The sequence below is a fragment of the Vibrio sp. 947 genome, from assembly GCF_033339115.1.
Classification (GTDB): Bacteria; Pseudomonadota; Gammaproteobacteria; order Enterobacterales; family Vibrionaceae; genus Vibrio; species Vibrio alginolyticus.
In genome coordinates this window covers 50,025-68,442 of the sequence record NZ_JAWOTX010000002.1, presented here as the reverse complement: position 1 = coordinate 68,442, position 18,418 = coordinate 50,025, and the positions used below count along the sequence as shown (strand labels likewise).

The 18,418-nt window shown below is 43.5% G+C and carries 13 protein-coding genes; 7 read left to right on the top strand and 6 right to left on the bottom strand.

Annotated elements, in window-relative coordinates:
- Positions 1 to 83: 83 nt before the first annotated feature.
- The 6 genes from R7Q39_RS02850 to R7Q39_RS02825 form a co-directional block, all read right to left on the bottom strand.
- Positions 84 to 2,804 carry an ImpA family metalloprotease gene (locus R7Q39_RS02850; protein ID WP_318075756.1) on the bottom strand — a complete coding sequence of 907 codons (2,721 nt, stop codon included), beginning with the start codon at positions 2,802 to 2,804 and terminating at the stop codon, positions 84 to 86.
- Positions 2,805 to 2,959: 155 nt separating this feature from the next.
- The gene (locus R7Q39_RS02845; protein ID WP_005390676.1) at positions 2,960 to 3,637 is read right to left on the bottom strand and encodes an ABC transporter permease; all 678 of its coding nucleotides are present in this window, start codon (positions 3,635 to 3,637) and stop codon (positions 2,960 to 2,962) included.
- A gap of 3 nt (positions 3,638 to 3,640) precedes the next feature.
- Positions 3,641 to 4,381 (bottom strand): ABC transporter permease, encoded by a 741-nt coding sequence (locus R7Q39_RS02840; protein WP_006742137.1) that lies wholly within the window; start codon positions 4,379 to 4,381, stop codon positions 3,641 to 3,643.
- Between the two features lie 81 nt (positions 4,382 to 4,462).
- Positions 4,463 to 5,233, bottom strand: a complete 771-nt coding sequence (locus tag R7Q39_RS02835; protein ID WP_012841998.1) for an ABC transporter substrate-binding protein — start codon at positions 5,231 to 5,233, stop codon at positions 4,463 to 4,465.
- 82 nt (positions 5,234 to 5,315) lie between these two features.
- Positions 5,316 to 6,086, bottom strand: a complete 771-nt coding sequence (locus R7Q39_RS02830; protein ID WP_005378438.1) for an ABC transporter ATP-binding protein — start codon at positions 6,084 to 6,086, stop codon at positions 5,316 to 5,318.
- Positions 6,087 to 6,350: 264 nt separating this feature from the next.
- The gene (locus R7Q39_RS02825; protein ID WP_085343553.1) at positions 6,351 to 7,826 is read right to left on the bottom strand and encodes a 54K polar flagellar sheath protein A; all 1,476 of its coding nucleotides are present in this window, start codon (positions 7,824 to 7,826) and stop codon (positions 6,351 to 6,353) included.
- Between the two features lie 456 nt (positions 7,827 to 8,282).
- Between R7Q39_RS02825 and R7Q39_RS02820 the strand changes: the two genes are divergently transcribed.
- From R7Q39_RS02820 to R7Q39_RS02790, 7 genes are all read left to right on the top strand, one after another.
- Positions 8,283 to 9,830 carry a DUF3360 family protein gene (locus tag R7Q39_RS02820; protein ID WP_005390668.1) on the top strand — a complete coding sequence of 516 codons (1,548 nt, stop codon included), beginning with the start codon at positions 8,283 to 8,285 and terminating at the stop codon, positions 9,828 to 9,830.
- 305 nt (positions 9,831 to 10,135) lie between these two features.
- A complete protein-coding gene (pflB, locus tag R7Q39_RS02815; RefSeq protein WP_005378442.1) occupies positions 10,136 to 12,412 on the top strand; it encodes a formate C-acetyltransferase in 2,277 nt (758 codons plus the stop codon).
- A gap of 153 nt (positions 12,413 to 12,565) precedes the next feature.
- Positions 12,566 to 13,543 carry a lipid A deacylase LpxR family protein gene (locus R7Q39_RS02810; protein WP_318075754.1) on the top strand — a complete coding sequence of 326 codons (978 nt, stop codon included), beginning with the start codon at positions 12,566 to 12,568 and terminating at the stop codon, positions 13,541 to 13,543.
- Positions 13,544 to 13,754: 211 nt separating this feature from the next.
- Positions 13,755 to 14,495 carry a pyruvate formate lyase 1-activating protein gene (gene pflA, locus R7Q39_RS02805; RefSeq protein ID WP_005378444.1) on the top strand — a complete coding sequence of 247 codons (741 nt, stop codon included), beginning with the start codon at positions 13,755 to 13,757 and terminating at the stop codon, positions 14,493 to 14,495.
- Between the two features lie 154 nt (positions 14,496 to 14,649).
- A complete protein-coding gene (locus tag R7Q39_RS02800; protein ID WP_005378445.1) occupies positions 14,650 to 15,315 on the top strand; it encodes an energy-coupling factor ABC transporter permease in 666 nt (221 codons plus the stop codon).
- Positions 15,316 to 15,451: 136 nt separating this feature from the next.
- Positions 15,452 to 15,952, top strand: coding sequence for a YfbU family protein (locus R7Q39_RS02795; protein WP_005378446.1), 501 nt, complete (start codon positions 15,452 to 15,454; stop codon positions 15,950 to 15,952).
- Positions 15,953 to 16,444: 492 nt separating this feature from the next.
- Complete coding sequence (locus R7Q39_RS02790) at positions 16,445 to 18,379, top strand: PrkA family serine protein kinase (RefSeq protein ID WP_005378447.1); 1,935 nt, start codon at positions 16,445 to 16,447, stop codon at positions 18,377 to 18,379.
- The last annotated feature ends 39 nt before the right edge of the window (positions 18,380 to 18,418 follow it).

Sequence of the window (18,418 nt, the reverse complement as noted above, 5' to 3'; positions counted from 1 at the left end):
ATAAGCGGGACTCAACGCTAAGCTTAACCCATGAAAAAGGGAGACTCTGTCTCCCTTTTTCATGCAAGTTACTTTCTACTCAGCTAGTTCAGCGGCCAAACCGTTTGACCATCAACACTGACTGGCGTTTGAGCAAATTCGTTCAGACAGTAGCCGGTATTGCTGCTTGCAAAGTAAGTGAGCGGCATCGGCGGTAGATTCAGCGCCACAACCTGCTGTTTCGCTTTTTCTGTGAACGAGAAGCCCCACATATCTAAATAGCTCGTCATGTCTCGCTGAGAGATGTAGCTCAGAGCAATAAGCAACCAGTCGTTGTTTGAGATGCTATTTGCCTCTTCACGAGAGTAGTTGGCGAAACCAATACTCAATCGTCTCTCATTCCAAAGCGCATCATCCGATTTTAAGCGGTTAAACTCACGTTCAATCAGGTGCAATCGCGCCAATAAATGCCAACCATTTTGCAGTACACCTTCATGCTGCGTCGCCATCATCATTTGAATGTAAACGCGAGCTCCCCAACTCCAACCAGTTTGATTTTGCGCTGCCATGTAAGCGTTTGGATCCGCTTGAGTTCGGCTTGCTTGCAATAATTCAAACTGGCCTTTGAAATCCAAACTTTGGCAAGTTGAAACTTTCCCCGTATTCTGGAAGAAACGAGACTTACTGTAATACGAGTAGTAATTGGTCGTTGAATGCCCTTCCCAGCCTGCAAATCGGAATCGACCTTTTTCCAAGCCATGACCAAGCTCATGTAAATCACCGTGACCGAGTGGGCTGAATGACCAGTAAGCATCGTATGGGTTACCAGAACAGCCGTAACCACACGTCGCTTGGTCAGCGTTCATATGCTTCACCATATCAATATTGGCGATTTCCCAACCTTGATTTTTGGCATACTGGATAATTTCCGGAACCTCATCGATCCCCGGCCCTTGGAAACCAGCCAAGACATGTGGGTAGTTATGAACATACTCTTCTGTCGCTAGCGCCATTTCAGCTGGTGTCGACCACATCTCATCGTTGACAGATTCAAGCATTTTGTCACGTTTAGAGTGTACCTCAAATCCAGGCGTGATCAGTTCAGCCCAATCGAACAAATTCGCTTCAAGCTCCTGAATAAACGCATCGTTATCCTTTTCACTTCTCCATACATGGTGTTGCGCTACATGGCTAAATGTTAGAGCTACTGGTACATCATTATTGTTAAAGTGAACCTGGATAGGCCCGCCATAAGGTGAAGTCAGCGTGATGGTTTCACCCGGCTTCACCTCATAGGCGAAAGAAGTCAGCATTTTTGGTCGCGTGTATCCATCTTTGCTGAACTCATGAGTTGCGCCACTTCTTAAACTGTTGATGACAATTTTAGTCGTCACTTCATTACTGTCATTGCGCGTGACCGTAAAGGTCTCCCCAGGAAGCGCATACACACCAGCAGAGCGGAAGTTACGCTTTGATTCCATATTAATCGTTGCGCTGATTCTCTTTACTTCAGGGCTAAACTCACTACGGCTGAAGTTCCCCATATTTGGTTGTTTTGGGTTCACGCTTCGGCTGTTGTATTGTACGTAATCGGCAAAATACGATTTTAGGAATTCGGTCGTTTGGGTTGATTGTTTGTCCATTGGGAACACAACCGTTTGACGATAGTGATCAGCCAGCAATACCATGAGTTTTTCGTATTGGTAGCCATCTTGATTAAACAAATCTACTTTTTGTTCATCAAGCTTTTGCAACCGATGGCGAATACTGTTTGCCCCTGCATAAAATTGACTTTCCATATTCGCAGTGTCAGGACAAGATTTGTCATCACACTGTGACAAGTCAACATTGAAGTTTTGAGATTCAAAACGAGACAACAGCGCTTGTTGCGTAGCAACAGAGTCTGGCACGAAGTTCATGAGTGATGAAGGCGCCCAATCAACCAAGCCTAACTTACGCCAATAGTTATCTCCCACATAATCAACATGGAATTTTTCCAAAATGTCTTGGCCAAGATCAGTTAGTCCTCCATCCCAATGCAGGTATAGAACAGGAATTTGGGCTTGCTCAGCGTATTCCAAAGCTTCGAGTACTGGTTTGTTGGTATCTCCAGATTGCAGATGCTGTGACAAGATCAATAAGTTTGGAGTATTGGTTTGCAAGCAGCTAAGTAGCTTCGAACCATCGCATAGGTTGGCCTCGTTAAACGCCAACTCTTGTGAAACATTGTCGTTCAGCCAATTCCGAGTCGCTTGCTCATCAGGGAAGTAATAAGACTGATCCATTTGCGCGATGACAACGTTTGAAGTAGCTCCGCCTGACAACCAAGTGACCAGGTTGCTTAGCCATTGAGTCATCGCTGCATTCGAAGACTCGGGAAAGCGTTGTGCCGTTCTAAATGGGTTACTACCTAATAGCGCATAACGTTGACCATTAGCTTTTTCTCCAGCAACGCCAATTGACAACGCCTGATCTTTATAACCGCTAGCCATGGCCTTGTTGGTCATCAAGATGGTGTCGTTGAACCCATACTGAGGTGCCAATATCGCTGCATCATGGGTTGGATCCCAATAAAGGCCAGAAAGGTTTTTCGCAATTGCAGATTTGATCGTATTCGACTGTTTCTTGTGCCCTTCCACAACTTGCCGACTTTCTCGGATGAAATCGTTCGGGTCAGAAACGAGCAGTGCATTACCAGTTTCCAGAGCTTGTTGAACTGAAGCTGGCGTTGGTTTTACTTGAGCATTAGATTGTGACTCTCCCTCTCCCCCACCACATCCAGTGGCAACGGCGGCAAGGCCCAACGATAGAATTGTTTTTTTCATTTTTACTTACTAAACAATGGGTTTATCAAATATTAATGTAAGTACATGAATAAAAAGAAATAGTCTTTTGTATCGGTAGGGAAAATAGGAATGAAGATAACAAAATCATCAAAAAGCAATGGTACCCATTCCGATACCATTGCTGACATTAATTATTAACTTAAAGGACGTAGGTATGCCAAGAAGCGCTTCTCTGCCACTTTAAAGCACCACAAGATCATAAACGTCAGTGCCATGTAGAACAGCCCCGCCGTTAGGAAAGATTCAAATGGCGCATAGTAACGTGAGTTAACTAAGCGCGCAGCGCCAGTTAGATCCATAATGGTAACGATACCCGCGACCGCACTACCGTGCAGCATGAAAATCACTTCGTTTGAATAAGCTGGTAATGCTCGACGCAGTGCACTAGGCAAGATAATACGTCTGTATGTCATAAACTTACTCATCCCATACGCTTTGGCAGCTTCTACTTCACCTTTGGGCAAGCCATTAATCGCACCACGAATAATTTCTGCTGTATAAGCCGACGTATTAAGAATAAAAGCGACTAAAGCACAAAACCAGGCGTTTTCCCACAAGGTATCTTTCACAGGAAAGAACTGATCCATACCGTAATAAATCAAATACAACTGGACCAACAACGGTGTTCCACGGAAAAAGTAAATGAATCCCCAAGAAGGTAAGCTAAAGGCATAATTCGTACTATTACGTGCCACGGCTAATGGAATCGAGACACACAAACCGATAACCAACGCTAATCCTACCAGCCAAACTGTCGTCCAAAGTCCCTGAAGATAAGTTGGGAAGCTTTCAATAATCAAAGAAAAATCCATAACTTACCTCGCATGAATACTGAACTTACGCTCAACAAGCTTGAGTAGCCCGGTCGAAACGCTGGTAAAAAACAGAAAGATGAGCGCGACAGCCATGTAAAAGGTAAACGGCATTTTCGTCGTACCTGCCGCCAACGAGCTCATTCTCACCATGTCATCCAGGCCGATGATGGACACTAACGCTGTGGTCTTGAGTAACACTAACCAGTTATTACCAAATCCAGGTAATGCATGACGAATCATCTGAGGCAGTAAGATTCTTCTAAACGATAAGGCTGAGCTCATACCATAAGCTTTCGCCGCTTCTAGTTCACCTTTGTCCACCGCCATGATCGCTCCGCGAAAAGTCTCCGCCATGTAGGCACCAAAGATAAAACCAATCGTGAGTACACCTGCAATAAATGGGCTGACATCAATATAATCAGGTAAGTAAGACGTCCACTCATGGTTTGGATCACTCGAAGCAAACCACTCATTGAGCGTTTCGTTAATGGAGTACAGGCTATTGTTTAAAAGTATTTGTCCACCAAAGAAAATCAGCATCATCAGAACCAAATCTGGAATGCCGCGAATGACGGTGGTGTAAAGAGTGGCAATCGCCCTTGCCCATTTGTAAGGCGCTAGCTTAGCTAATGCGCCAAGCATACCTAAGATCACCGCAAGAAGGAGTGAAAGCACTGCAACTTCTATCGTTACTAAAGCCCCTTTTAAAATCGAAGCTTCGTATCCTTGTAAATCTAGCATAGGTGAGTTCCTAATCCCTAAACTCAAAAAATCGACCGTTGACTACTTCTAGGAACAAGCCAACGGTCGCTTAATTACGGTTTATTCACCGTACACATCGTAGTTAAAGTATTTACCAGCAATTTCTTGATAAACACCTTTCTCACGTAGAGAAATTATCGCCGCGTCCAATTTCTTCGTTAGATCTTTATCTTGTTTACGCACGGCAATACCAAAACCTTCACCGAACCACTTAGGATCGGTCAATGACGGACCAACAAACTCGTACGCGTCGCCGCCCGCTTTATTAAGCACACCTTCTTCTAGAGCAGAGGCGTCTCCCAATACAGCGGCAACACGACCATTGGCTAAATCTAGGTAAGCCTCATCAAAAGAACCGTAACGAACAATCTCTACTTTATCGCCATAGTTATCTGTCAGATATTTGTCGTGTGTTGTTGCACGTTGAACGGCGATTTTCTTGCCATCTAGGTTGTCAAAATCCAGATTCGCACCCTTCTTGGCAATAAATTTGTTTGGAATCAGTGCGTATTTGCCAGTGAAATCGACTTTCTTCTTACGTTCTTCAGTAATAGACATCGCAGCGATGATTGCGTCGTACTTACGCGCTAATAGAGAAGGAATGATGCCATCCCAATCTTGAGCGACAATCTTACATTTCACTTGCATTTCTTCACAAAGCGCGTTGGCCATGTCTACGTCGAAGCCTTTCAGAGAACCATCAGTTTCTGTCCAGCTAAACGGAGGGTAAGCACCCTCAATGCCGAAGCGAACTGTTTTCCATTCTTTCGCTTGAGCGACACCAGATACTGCCGTTGCGGCGATCGTTGCTGCTAATAACCACTTTTTCATTTCCATACTCCTGTGATTGCTATTTTATTTCGTTTTGTTTGTTGTGCTGGCTTAGGAGGCAATAGTCTGCCGCCTAAAAATATTAGTAAATGGATGAGATAAACTGCTGTAATCGTTCTGAATCCGGGTTTGTAAATAGCTTAGCTGGATTTCCCTGTTCTTCCACTAAGCCTTGATGCAAGAACATCACATGGTTTGATACGTCTCGCGCAAACGCCATTTCGTGCGTGACCACCAGCATGGTTCGTCCTTCATCTGCCAAATCTCTCATTACCCCTAATACTTCCCCAACGAGTTCTGGGTCAAGCGCCGAGGTTGGCTCGTCAAACAACATCACTTCAGGGTCAACTGCTAGCGCACGGGCAATAGCGGCACGTTGCTGCTGACCGCCAGATAAGTGTCCAGGATAATAGTCTTTACGCTCATATAGGCCTACTTTCTTAAGCAAGACTTCTGCGTTTTCAATCGCTTGGGCTTTTGGTACGCCTAGAACATGAACAGGGGCTTCAATCACGTTTTCTAGTACTGTCAGGTGTGACCATAAGTTGAAACCTTGGAACACCATCGCTAGACGTGAGCGAATACGTTGCACTTGCTTTTCATTAGCAGGAACAGATTCCCCTGCTCGGTTGTTCTTCATTTGGATTAATTCACCATTCACCCAAATTTCGCCTGCGGTAGGCGTTTCTAGCAAGTTGATACATCTAAGAAAGGTACTCTTACCAGAACCGGAAGAGCCAATGATGGAGATGACATCTCCTTTGTGCGCGGCAAGAGAAATTCCCTTGAGAACTTCATTTTGTCCAAATGTTTTGTGCAGGTCTTTTATATCTAGCGCTGGTACATCATTCATGCGCTCTACTCCCTGTGTTTTTGTCACTGCAATTAAGGGACTCCGCCCTCTCTAATTCGGAACAAATTAGCACCACACCCTGAAACTTGCAACAAATTATTAACCTAAATAATTCGAATAGAAAGATACGATAGCCAAATTAATATGCAATATATAGCAACTTATTCTTCAAAAGCTGAATATTAAATATAAAAAAGCCCCTTTAGAAGGGGCTTAATAAATTTACAAAAGTGTTAATTGAAACTTATTTAGGGTCGTAATGAATTAATTAAAACGACTGACTACCAATGAGTTTGAAGTACGTAATGTCACTTCATTTTCTAGGCCTTCTTTTTCAGAAGTAATGATGCCATCCAAGTCTTCATCTAGCTCAGGCTCTGACGCTTCACCATTAGAAAAGAAGCTCATGAAAACTTTAGAGTCGATATTGCTATCGTCACTCAATACCAAAGCAGTGCGATTAAAATCGTCCGAAGCTGAAACTTTCAAACCGTTAACGGCTGATGTTGGGAAATTGTAGTAATGGAGCTCAGGAACAACAACAGAGTCACTGTCGCTCTTTGTGAAAATACGATGTGTGACTTTATAGTCGCCTGAAGCCGCAAAGTAAGCGACACGAGTAAAGCCTTCTGTAGACGATGTTAAACCCATGTCCAGATCAATCACCGAGTCTGCACTTCCTTGTGTTGATACACTTGGTTTTGTGTTTGGCAGGTTATCAATATTTAAGTAAGAGCTTGGATCAACGTCAATATCCCATCCATCAGAGACCGTTTCGTTAAGTAGAGAGTCCCAACCATTAACTTGATTCTCTGAGAACGCCATGTAGACCCAAGTTTCTTTATTCGTTGCACTAGGTCGATTATATTCAACGGCCGTTTTATCTAGCTTCAGCGCATCATACGCAAAGCCGTTAGTAATAAAACCAATGTGGAGAGTGTCGTAAGTATAATCAGAAGACGAATAAATGTTTGACGTATTATCCGCTCTGACTAAGGCGATCTCACCAGTCCCCCACGAACCAATACCATACTGGTAAAGCGCTTTGTCGCTTGAACCAGATTCATACTGGAACAACGCCGTAGGCTCACCTTTAAGCCCCATAAGCTCATCGGTAGGCAACATATCAGGGTTAGGTGACGTGAAAACATCGGTTTGCGAGACAAAGTTGTAGTCTCCACCACCTGATTCAGCATTTCGGTAATCTAGGTTAGTAAACTTATTGCTTGCTAAGTTTCCGCCAGTAAAGCACTTGTTCAAAGAGTCTCGGTTAAGGGCAAACGTGGCATTACGTAGTTTCTTATCTTGTAAGAATTCTTTTGAAAACGTATTTACGCGAGCTTCTCTACCGTTAAATTCTATTGCTTGAAACGTTACAAAGCCACCGTCAGGGATATCTTCAAGATAAAACTTAAAGTTATCAGTGGTTGGTTTGATGATGTCTCCGGCTCTTTTGCCATCTGCATCAGAGTAGTAACCGATAACATAGTTAGTCACTTGCTCTTTTGACGCTGCGCTATAGGTTAAGACCGTTTTATCACCGTTCAGCTCAGTTTTGTGGTCATACACCGTACAACCTTTCGCAGTAGCTTCACTTTCAGTCATTGTTGCTGGTATAGCAAAATCAAAAGTAAACGCTGTTTTCGGCGCAGCACCACCGCCGCCACCGCCACCGCCGCCACAACCGACCATTAACCCTGAGATGATTGCCACTAGTGGCAGTACTTTAAGCTGTTTCATGTCTTTTTCCTAAACTGAGCGGCAATGATTAGCCAAAAAATCGTCTTTGCTCTGTAGAAAGCAAGAATAAAGCCAGCTTTATATAATCATCATGAATATTGATATTTACCCCGAATCCCTCGAACGATAAGAGCAACAAATTCTAATTTTATGCAACTTGTGTAATGAAATTACACAAGATTTCACCATCTCATTCGCATGCCAGAAACTTTCTGTAGTTTTATTTCACAACCATTCTTAAAGTGATCTAAATCAATCACCCTAAATGGCTATCTTGCTAGACTCCTGCCAAAAGATGAGGATTTTTTTGTGCCTCAACACAATAAGTTATTAGCTATGCTTAGGCACAATGTCGACGTGTAACAAATCTAATAATAGCTAGCATAAGCGTGCCGCAGGATGCGGATTAACACAATTGAATGAAGAATTCATAACTTTTAAATATATGAGGAATCTATGTCAGACGCAGTTAACAAAACGCACTCTGATTCAGATATCGAGACCAAGAGCTACCGTGAGCTTCATCGTCCAGCATCTGAGTTCGCAAGCCGTTCAGACTACCTAGACCACGAACTACAAATTATGAAGCCGCGTCGTTTCGGCTTAAACTTGCCAGGTCGTGACTTCCGTTTTGAACTTGAAGATCTTGTTCCAGCACTTGCCGGTACGATTGGTATTATCGCGATGTACTCTGCGGTAATGATGTCTTGGGCTGAAGGCCTAACTGCCGCATGGGACCATGTTAACCTGGGCAAAGATTTCGCCATCGAAGTTGCCCGTGTAGAGATGCTCATCCCTGCACTTCTTTTCTGTGTACTTGCTTCTGGCTTTATTAACCCTAAAGCCAACCTAGCAGGTAACCACGGCCCAATGATCCCTCTTATTGGTACCATCGCGCTTGCTGGTGCTCACCCTCTTGCATTGGCAATTCTCATTGGTGTGTTTGGTTTAATTCTGAGCCTGTTAAAAGGTGGTTCAAAACTGGTTAACCTCACCTCTGAAGGTACGGCTGGTGGCCTTCTCATCTTCTTGGGTTTAACCGGAACAATGAGCCAAATTAATTCCATTCAAGCTTGGGCTGTTGGTTTGCAATCCGACACAGTTGCCGCAGGTAGCATGGGTTACATCGGTCTAATCGTTCTTGCGGTTACCATTGGCCTGTACGCGTTTCTTGCTAAAGTGAACAAACGCTGGCTAGCAATCCCTGTTTGTGCCTTCACTGGCCTTGCAATCGCACTTGTTCTTGGCGCTGGCTTCGATATTAAATTCGTAACCGAGACGGGTCTTCCAAACCTAAACCCAATCTACTGGTGGGGTTCAACAGAAGAAGGTTGGATGCTTGGTCTTCCTAATATGGAACACTTCATCGCTTCTCTACCATTCGCAATTCTTGCTGTAGCAATGTGGTCTCCTGACTTCTTGGGTCACCGCATCTTCCAAGAAATGAACTACCCACGTAAGAGTGAAAAAGTACTGATGGACGTTGATGACACAATGACAATGTGTTCTGTGCGCCAAATGGTCGGTACCGCTGTCGGTGGTGGTAACATCACATCATCTTGGGGGACTTACATGATCCCAGCAGCAATCGCGAAGCGCCCTATTCCTGGCGGTGCAATCTTACTAGGTTCTCTATGTATTATTGTTGCAATCCTTGGTTTCCCTATGGATGTTGCTGTATGGCCACCAGTTATGCGCGTTGCTCTTCTCGTTGGTGTCTCTCTACCACTACTTGAAGCAGGCATGCAGATGGTGAAAGACTCAAAAGATTCACAAGCAGCAGGCATCTGTATCTTTGGTTCAGCAGTCGTTAACCCTGTTCTAGCTTGGGCACTAACTATGCTTTTAGATAACAACGGCTTAATTGGTGATAAAGAGCGCGCGTCTCGCTTGTCGTTTGTAGACAAGATTGTGATCCCAGTAAGCGTACTTATTATCTGTTTAGTTGCTATGCTTGCAGTTGGTATGCTTGAAGGCCAATATGGCATCCAAGCTTGGCTGTAAAGCTGACAGTTCAGAAAATGTGTGGGTAGCGCTAGTCGCTACCCCATTTTTATCGAGATTTTTGAGGATTTATTGATTTAGTTTAAGGTTTGCAAAAAAATTTTAGTTTAACCTCTAACTGTTGCTTAAAAAGAGAAACGTTAAAACTAGTGACAATATTTATAGTTTTGTAACTCGAACATTTAAATTTAAGACTATAAATATTGTTATTCATAAGAGTGTACTGTTCCCCTCTTTAACTTGGGGATAGCTGGCTCAACGGCGAAGCAGTACGTATTTTTTTCTACTAAAAAGGTAGGTATGTCATGGCAGAGCAATTTGCTAAAGCTTGGGAAGGTTTTGCTGCAGGCGACTGGCAAAACGAAGTAAACGTTCGTGATTTCATTCAGAAGAACTACACTCCGTACGAAGGCGACGAATCTTTCCTAGTTTCTGAAGGTACTGAAGCGACTAACAAGCTTTGGGCTAAGGTAATGGAAGGCATCAAACAAGAGAACGCGACTCACGCTCCTGTTGATTTTGATACTTCAGTTATCTCTACCATCACTGCTCACGATGCAGGCTACATCGAAAAAGACCTAGAAACTATCGTAGGTCTTCAAACTGACGCTCCTCTAAAACGTGCGATCATCCCTAACGGTGGTATCCGCATGGTTGAAGGTTCATGCAAAGCCTACGACCGCGAGCTAGACCCACAAGTTAAAAAAATCTACACAGAATACCGTAAAACTCACAACCAAGGCGTTTTCGATATCTACACTCCTCAAATCATGGCGTGTCGTAAATCTGGCGTACTGACTGGTCTTCCAGATGCATACGGTCGTGGTCGTATCATCGGTGACTACCGTCGTGTTGCTCTATACGGTATTGACTTCCTAATGAAGGATAAATTCGCGCAGTTCTCTTCTCTACAAGAGCGTTTTGAGAACGGCGAAGACCTACAAATGACAATGCAGCTTCGTGAAGAGATCGCAGAGCAACACCGTGCTCTAGGTCAAATCAAAGAAATGGCGGCAAAATACGGTTGTGATATTTCTCGTCCTGCTGAAACTGCGCAAGAAGCTATTCAGTGGACTTACTTCGGTTACCTAGCTGCTGTTAAATCTCAAAACGGTGCGGCTATGTCTCTAGGTCGTACTTCTACGTTCCTAGACATCTTCATCGAACGTGATATCGCGGCTGGTAAGCTAACTGAAGAACAAGCTCAGGAAATGATCGACCACTTCGTAATGAAACTACGTATGGTTCGTTTCCTACGTACTCCTGAGTACGATGATCTATTCTCTGGCGACCCTATCTGGGCAACTGAGTCTATGGGTGGTATGGGTCTTGACGGTCGTACGCTAGTTACTCGTACAAACTTCCGTTTCCTAAACTCACTATACACTATGGGTCCTTCTCCAGAGCCAAACATCACTGTTCTTTGGTCTGAGCAACTACCTGAAGGCTTCAAGAAGTTCTGTGCGAAAGTATCTATCGATACTTCTTCTATTCAGTACGAAAATGACGACCTAATGCGTCCAGACATGAACTCTGACGACTACGCGATCGCATGTTGTGTATCTCCAATGGTTGTTGGTAAGCAAATGCAGTTCTTCGGTGCTCGTGCGAACCTTGCGAAAACAATGCTTTACACCATCAACGGTGGTGTGGATGAGAAGCTAAAAATCCAAGTTGGCCCGCAAATGCCTAAGATCGAAGGCGATGTTCTTAACTACGATGAACTGTGGGAGAAAATGGACCACTTCATGGATTGGCTAGCGAAACAATATGTGACTGCACTAAACGCTATCCACTTCATGCACGATAAGTACAGCTACGAAGCGGCGCTAATGGCTCTACACGACCGTGACGTTAAGCGTACTATGGCTTGTGGTATTGCTGGTCTATCTGTTGCAGCTGACTCACTATCTGCAATTAAATACGCAAAAGTTAAGCCAATTCGTGACGAAGACGGTCTAGCAATCGACTTCGAAATCGAAGGCGATTACCCTAAATTCGGTAACAACGACCCACGCGTTGATGACATTGCATGTGAACTTGTTTCTGTATTTATGGGCAAAATCCGTAAGCTTAAGACTTACCGTGATGCAATCCCTACTCAGTCAATTCTTACTATCACTTCAAACGTGGTTTACGGTAAGAAAACTGGTAACACGCCTGACGGTCGTCGTGCTGGTGCTCCATTTGCTCCAGGTGCAAACCCAATGCACGGTCGTGACGAGAAAGGTGCTGTAGCATCACTAACTTCAGTTGCTAAACTGCCGTTTGCTGACGCACAAGATGGTATCTCTTACACATTCTCTATCGTACCTAACGCACTAGGTAAAGATGAGGGTTCACAACGCGCTAACCTTGCTGGTCTGATGGATGGTTACTTCCACCACGAAGCGGGTATCGAAGGTGGCCAACACCTAAACGTGAACGTTCTTAACCGTGAAACTCTAGAAGACGCAGTTAAGCACCCAGAGAAATACCCTCAGCTAACAATCCGTGTATCTGGTTACGCTGTTCGCTTCAACTCTCTAACTGCAGAGCAACAAGCTGACGTAATCGCACGTACATTCACTGAGTCTCTATAAGACTATAGCGAAATAACGTTCTAGTAATACAACAAAGGCTGATGCTAAGTAGCATCAGCCTTTTTTTATTTCTTGAATGAAAGTTGTGATATCGCGAAAGACTTTTGCCCGCATTCTTACGTATGATGCGAAAAAAGTTAGCAAATAAAGTCTATGAGATTTAGTAAATTAATTATTCTTACCCTTCTTTCTCCAGTTGCAATAGCATCCACTAAGTCTACGGTTTCTTTTACCATCGACAACGATGGTATTTTTGGCGTCGATCAAGACTATACGAATGGTGTATTCCTTTCGTACGCGACAGACCAACTGATACAAGAAAGCCAATGGAAATGGCTGAGTCTAGCTAACTCAGAGCACGCCAATATCGATAAAATAGAGTTGGTTCTTGGCCACAAAATGTGGACTCCAAGCGACATTGAAGCCGATTATCCACTAATCAATGATCGCCCATATGCCGGTTACCTACACACCGAAATCAACTACCTTTCCCTAACGAGTGACAAAGCTGTACGGTACAATTTCACCATAGGAGCTACGGGTGAAAGTTCGCTATCAGAAAAGGCGCAAGAAATCGTTCACGGCATAACAGGATCGACGGACCCTCAAGGTTGGGATTACCAGATTGAAGATAAAGTTGCGTTCAGCCTTGGTTACCGCGTATTTAACAAATTGATGCGCAGCGAAGAACAAAAAACACAATGGGAGATCACCAACATTAACGACATCAATGCGGGTAACTTCCGTAGTGATGTCTCTCAAGGCGTCATGTTTCGTTGGGGTACAAACCTAGCGAATAGCATCGGAGCCGCCAATATCAGTGTCGAAAGCCCTTTTTCAGCAAGTATGATCGCTCAGAATACGTCGAGTTGGTTCTTGTTCACCGGGTTTGAAGGTCGTTACCGCTTTAATGACATGACTATCGAAGGAGATCGTCCTGGCATTCCTGAACCGTCAGCGCCATACGACGCCACACTGCAAAATTGGCAAGCAAGTGCCGTCGCGGGGGTATCTTGGTACAACCAAAATTACGGTGCAAGCATCACCTTTACAATTAAAACACCGGATTATGAAGAAGCCCAAACCGATGTTTATGGGACAGGCTCGTTCTCCGTGTTCGCCTTTTTCTAAAAACTGGATTATCCCAGCATCGAAGTCAATCTAGATACACGGCAAGTTCTCGGGGTAGGTATTAACCACCTCGTGTTCAAGCGTTTATGTAGATTGGCTCCATCTATTTTCTTTCTTCAAATAACCTTGCCTTTAGTACCGACAAAGCTGTTTTAACCCTGCTTTTTGTAATAAAATAACAGCTAGAATTTACTAGTAATGAGAGCAAAAGATGTCAACAGCTGGTCGTATTCACTCATTTGAGTCATGTGGTACCGTAGACGGACCTGGTATTCGATTTATCGTCTTCTTGCAAGGTTGTTTAATGCGCTGTAAGTATTGCCATAACCGCGATACTTGGGACACGCATGATGGCAAAGAAGTCACGGTTGAAGAAATCATTTCCGAAGCGAAAAGTTACCGCCACTTCATGAATGCATCAGGTGGTGGCGTTACTTGTTCTGGCGGCGAAGCGATGCTTCAACCGGAATTCGTACGTGATTTTTTCCGCGCTGCTAAAGCCGAAGGCATTCATACATGTCTAGATACTAACGGTTATGTTCGTAAGCACACTGATGTTATCGATGAAGTACTGGATGCAACAGACTTAGTCATGCTTGACATCAAACACATGAAAGACGAAGTGCACCAAGATCTCATCGGTGTATCCAACCGACGCACATTGGACTTTGCTCGTTACTTACAAAAAATCGGAAAGAAAACATGGATTCGCTATGTCGTCGTGCCTGGTTACACAGATGACCCAGAAGCAGCACACATGCTTGGTGAATTTATTAAAGACATGGATAACATCGAAAAGGTCGAGTTACTTCCTTACCACAAATTAGGGGCTCATAAGTGGGAAGCGTTAGGCTTAGAATACCCACTCGAAGGCGTAAACCCGCCACCGAAAGAAACCATGGATGAAATTCAATCCATTCTTGCTCAATACAACGATAACGTAAAATACTAAGTGAACCGCAAGACTAACCTCTTTAAAATACCAGCTTATTGCTGGTATTTTTTTGATTATATCTAAGCCTTATCAGTGAGTTTCTCTGCGGTCATTTAGGTAGAAAAAGAACGATAGAAATGATTGCGTCATGTGCGCATAGGAAGGAAGTAACATGGATTTGTTTAACTTAGGCTCTCTTGTTGTCTCAATTTGGATAGTAGTAGTCTACTGCCTACCAGATTGGAAAAAAGTCGTTTGGCCCAAACTGGAAAAAGAGAAAGGATTTCAGCACCTCGTTTTTGCAACGCTCTTCTTTTTCAGTATTTTATGGACAGCTCAAGCAGGTGTAAAAGAAGGATTACAGATTCATTTTCTTGCACTAACAACGCTGACGATGATGTATGGTTGGCGTATGGCATTTCTACTCAGTATCCCTGCAATGCTGGTCAACCACCTACTACATGATGTGTCCTTGCTACTCTTACCCACGTCGTTAGTTCTATCTGCCCTAATTCCGATTTTCATTAGTTACTTAGTGTTTCTTCTGAGTTACCACTACTTGCCACGAAACATTTTTGTTTTCATCTTCGTTGCTGGATTTTTCAATGGCGCGATAACAGGAAGTCTGCACCTCATCATTAACTCTTTTTATCACCTATCAGTTGGTCACTACGATTGGGAAACCATTCAACATAACTACTTTGTTTTTGTGCCGTTGCTCGCCTTTCCAGAAGGTCTATTAAATGGTATGGCACTGGCGGTTTTAACCGTATTCAAGCCAGAGTGGCTGAGAGTATTTTCAGACCGAGACTACATATACAATCATTACCATAAATAAGTGTTTTCAAACTGGTCAAAAGTGACAGTTCTTGCCATTTTTTAGTATTAAATATGTGTTGAGATCATGTTTCACTCATGTCTTAAGCGTTAACCTAAGCACATTAAAAATGTATTAGATATCTAGTGAGGTCACCATGGAAATGTCAAACGCTCAACGTTTGATTCTATCAAACCAATACAACCTTATGTCTCAACTTGATCCAAGTAATGCGGCCAAATACAAACGCTTACAAACGATCGTTGAACGTGGTTATGAACTACAAATGCGAGAGTTGAACAAAGATTTCGGCTGCCTCTCAGAAGCAGAATGTCGTGAGATCATCGACGTTATGGAGATGTATCATGCGATGCAAGAATCTTACAACATGCTAGACGATGAAGACCGCAGCAACGTAGATCAGCGCCGCTTGAAGTTCTTGGGATTTGATATCGCTTCAGAAGCGCAACAAGTACATTACGTACGTTTTCTCATCGATTCTGAAGGTTTGTACCCTCAGTTTGACAAGGCAGATCATCACTTTAACAGCCAAATGCCGATGCTAGATAAATACCGCCGTATGCTGCAAACTTGGCGTAACTGCCCTCGTCAGTATCATTTATGTGAAAACGAACTAGCGCAAATCTTCAGCGCATAAAATGGTCGTCTAAGATGAGGAGAGCGCCCGCTCTCCTTGTTATTTACCCTGTCACAAACTTATCTAAGACTTTGCTCTCTTCCTACCTCTTTCACTTACCTTGCTCAATGTAGAACAACGAATCACTGAGACTCTTCTGTCTTTGCCAAATATTTGATTTCTATTGCACCTATTCACGACATAAATTCGTCCTTAATAAAAGAGTGATTCAAATGTCACTTTTACAATAAATTCATAATTGTTAAGCAAAATTGCAAATCCCCGACTAGGCTTAAGTAGAGAAAGGCTGTGATTGAAAAATTCATATCCACCGCTCACCGTTGTAACGAAAAAACCGTCCATAAAGCAAAGTCTTTGGTGTCGCCAATCTTACATTCTGTACGAACCAAATGTGATAACAGGACGTATATTCAAACAACAACGAGCATAACTGTTGGTGGAAAGCCTGAATCAACGTTCGTCGGTAGACTGACTATTAAAGGGGAAAGCGACATGAGTATTTTCGACCACTATCAATCAAGATATGAAGCTGCAAAAGATGAAGAGATGTCGTTACAGGAGTTTTTAGCCCTGTGTAAAGATGACAAAAGCGCTTATGCTAATGCAGCAGAACGCCTACTGATGGCGATTGGTGAACCAGAGATAATCGATACGGCAAAAGATCCGAGACTAAGCCGAATCTTCTCGAATCGTGTTATCTCTCGTTATGAAACCTTTAAAGACTTTTATGGCATGGAAGATGCCATAGAACAAATTGTGTCTTACCTAAAACATGCGGCGCAAGGCCTAGAAGAGCGTAAGCAGATTCTTTACCTACTCGGCCCTGTAGGTGGCGGTAAGTCTTCGCTTGCAGAAAAGCTTAAGGCTCTGATGGAACAGATGCCTATTTATGTTCTTACTGCTAACGGCGAACGCAGCCCAGTGAATGACCATCCATTCTGCCTATTCAAAGCCACAGAAGATGGCGATATTTTGAAAAAAGAGTATGGCATCGAGCACCGTTATCTTCGCTCGATCATGTCTCCTTGGGCCGCTAAACGTCTTCACGAGTTTGGTGGTGATATCACCAAATTTAAAGTAGTGAAAGTACGCCCTTCTATCCTTGACCAAATCGGTATTGCCAAAACTGAACCAGGCGATGAAAACAACCAAGATATCTCATCATTGGTTGGTAAAGTCGATATTCGTAAGCTTGAACACTATTCGCAAGACGATCCAGACGCTTACAGCTACTCCGGTGCGCTGTGTAAAGCAAACCAAGGTTTAATGGAATTCGTTGAGATGTTCAAAGCACCAATCAAAGTGCTTCACCCGCTGTTAACAGCAACGCAAGAAGGCAACTTCAACGGTACAGAAGGCCTTTCTGCGATTCCATTCGACGGTATGATTCTGGCTCACTCAAACGAATCTGAGTGGCAGACCTTCCGTAACAACAAGAACAATGAAGCGTTCTTGGACCGTGTTTATATTGTGAAAGTACCTTACTGTCTACGTGTTTCAGAAGAAGTCAAAATCTACCAAAAACTTCTTGAAAACAGTGAGTTGTCTCAAGCCCCTTGTTCACCAAGCACGCTCGAGACTCTGGCACAATTCAGTATTCTTTCTCGACTTAAAGAGCCTGAAAACTCGTCCATCTTCTCTAAGATGCGCGTATACGACGGTGAAACGCTGAAAGATACGGATCCAAAGGCAAAAAGCTATCAAGAGTATCGTGATTATGCTGGTGTCGATGAAGGCATGAACGGTCTCTCAACACGTTTTGCCTTTAAGATTTTGTCACGCGTATTTAACTTCGACCAAACCGAAGTGGCAGCCAACCCTGTACATCTATTCTATGTGATTGAACAACAGGTTGAGCGCGAACAGTTCCCTGCTGAAACAGCAGAGAAATATCTCGAGTTCTTGAAAGGCTACCTAGTACCTCGATACGTTGAATTTATCGGTAAAGAGATTCAGACCGCTTATCTTGAGTCTTACTCTGAATACGGCCAAAACATCTTCGACCGATATGTCACCTATGCAGACTTCTGGATTCAAGACCAAGAGTACCGAGATCCAGAAACTGGTCAGCTATTTGATCGCTCTTCACTGAATGCTGAGCTAGAGAAGATCGAAAAAACAGCTGGTATTTCTAACCCGAAAGATTTCCGAAACGAAATCGTTAACTTTGTGCTTCGTGCGAAAGCGAATAACAATGGTCAAAACCCGGTTTGGACCAGCTACGAAAAACTGCGCACAGTAATCGAGAAGAAAATGTTCTCCAATACCGAAGAGCTACTTCCGGTTATCTCATTTAATGCGAAAACCTCTTCTGAAGATCAGAAGAAGCACGACGACTTTGTCGCTCGCATGATGGAAAAAGGCTATACCGAGAAACAGGTTCGCCTACTTTCTGAGTGGTACCTACGAGTACGTAAGTCATCCTAACCCAGTATTGAGTTAGGTCGCTTGTGAAACATGAAGAGG

What these genes read in the sequence shown, in the direction of transcription:
- R7Q39_RS02850 (WP_318075756.1), bottom strand. Translation starts at nt 2,804, where the DNA reads ATGAAAAAAACAATTCTATCGTTGGGCCTTGCCGCCGTTGCCACTGGA.
- R7Q39_RS02845 (WP_005390676.1), bottom strand. Translation starts at nt 3,637, where the DNA reads ATGGATTTTTCTTTGATTATTGAAAGCTTCCCAACTTATCTTCAGGGA.
- R7Q39_RS02840 (WP_006742137.1), bottom strand. Translation starts at nt 4,381, where the DNA reads ATGCTAGATTTACAAGGATACGAAGCTTCGATTTTAAAAGGGGCTTTA.
- R7Q39_RS02835 (WP_012841998.1), bottom strand. Translation starts at nt 5,233, where the DNA reads ATGAAAAAGTGGTTATTAGCAGCAACGATCGCCGCAACGGCAGTATCT.
- R7Q39_RS02830 (WP_005378438.1), bottom strand. Translation starts at nt 6,086, where the DNA reads ATGAATGATGTACCAGCGCTAGATATAAAAGACCTGCACAAAACATTT.
- R7Q39_RS02825 (WP_085343553.1), bottom strand. Translation starts at nt 7,826, where the DNA reads ATGAAACAGCTTAAAGTACTGCCACTAGTGGCAATCATCTCAGGGTTA.
- R7Q39_RS02820 (WP_005390668.1), top strand. Translation starts at nt 8,283, where the DNA reads ATGTCAGACGCAGTTAACAAAACGCACTCTGATTCAGATATCGAGACC.
- pflB (WP_005378442.1), top strand. Translation starts at nt 10,136, where the DNA reads ATGGCAGAGCAATTTGCTAAAGCTTGGGAAGGTTTTGCTGCAGGCGAC.
- R7Q39_RS02810 (WP_318075754.1), top strand. Translation starts at nt 12,566, where the DNA reads ATGAGATTTAGTAAATTAATTATTCTTACCCTTCTTTCTCCAGTTGCA.
- pflA (WP_005378444.1), top strand. Translation starts at nt 13,755, where the DNA reads ATGTCAACAGCTGGTCGTATTCACTCATTTGAGTCATGTGGTACCGTA.
- R7Q39_RS02800 (WP_005378445.1), top strand. Translation starts at nt 14,650, where the DNA reads ATGGATTTGTTTAACTTAGGCTCTCTTGTTGTCTCAATTTGGATAGTA.
- R7Q39_RS02795 (WP_005378446.1), top strand. Translation starts at nt 15,452, where the DNA reads ATGGAAATGTCAAACGCTCAACGTTTGATTCTATCAAACCAATACAAC.
- R7Q39_RS02790 (WP_005378447.1), top strand. Translation starts at nt 16,445, where the DNA reads ATGAGTATTTTCGACCACTATCAATCAAGATATGAAGCTGCAAAAGAT.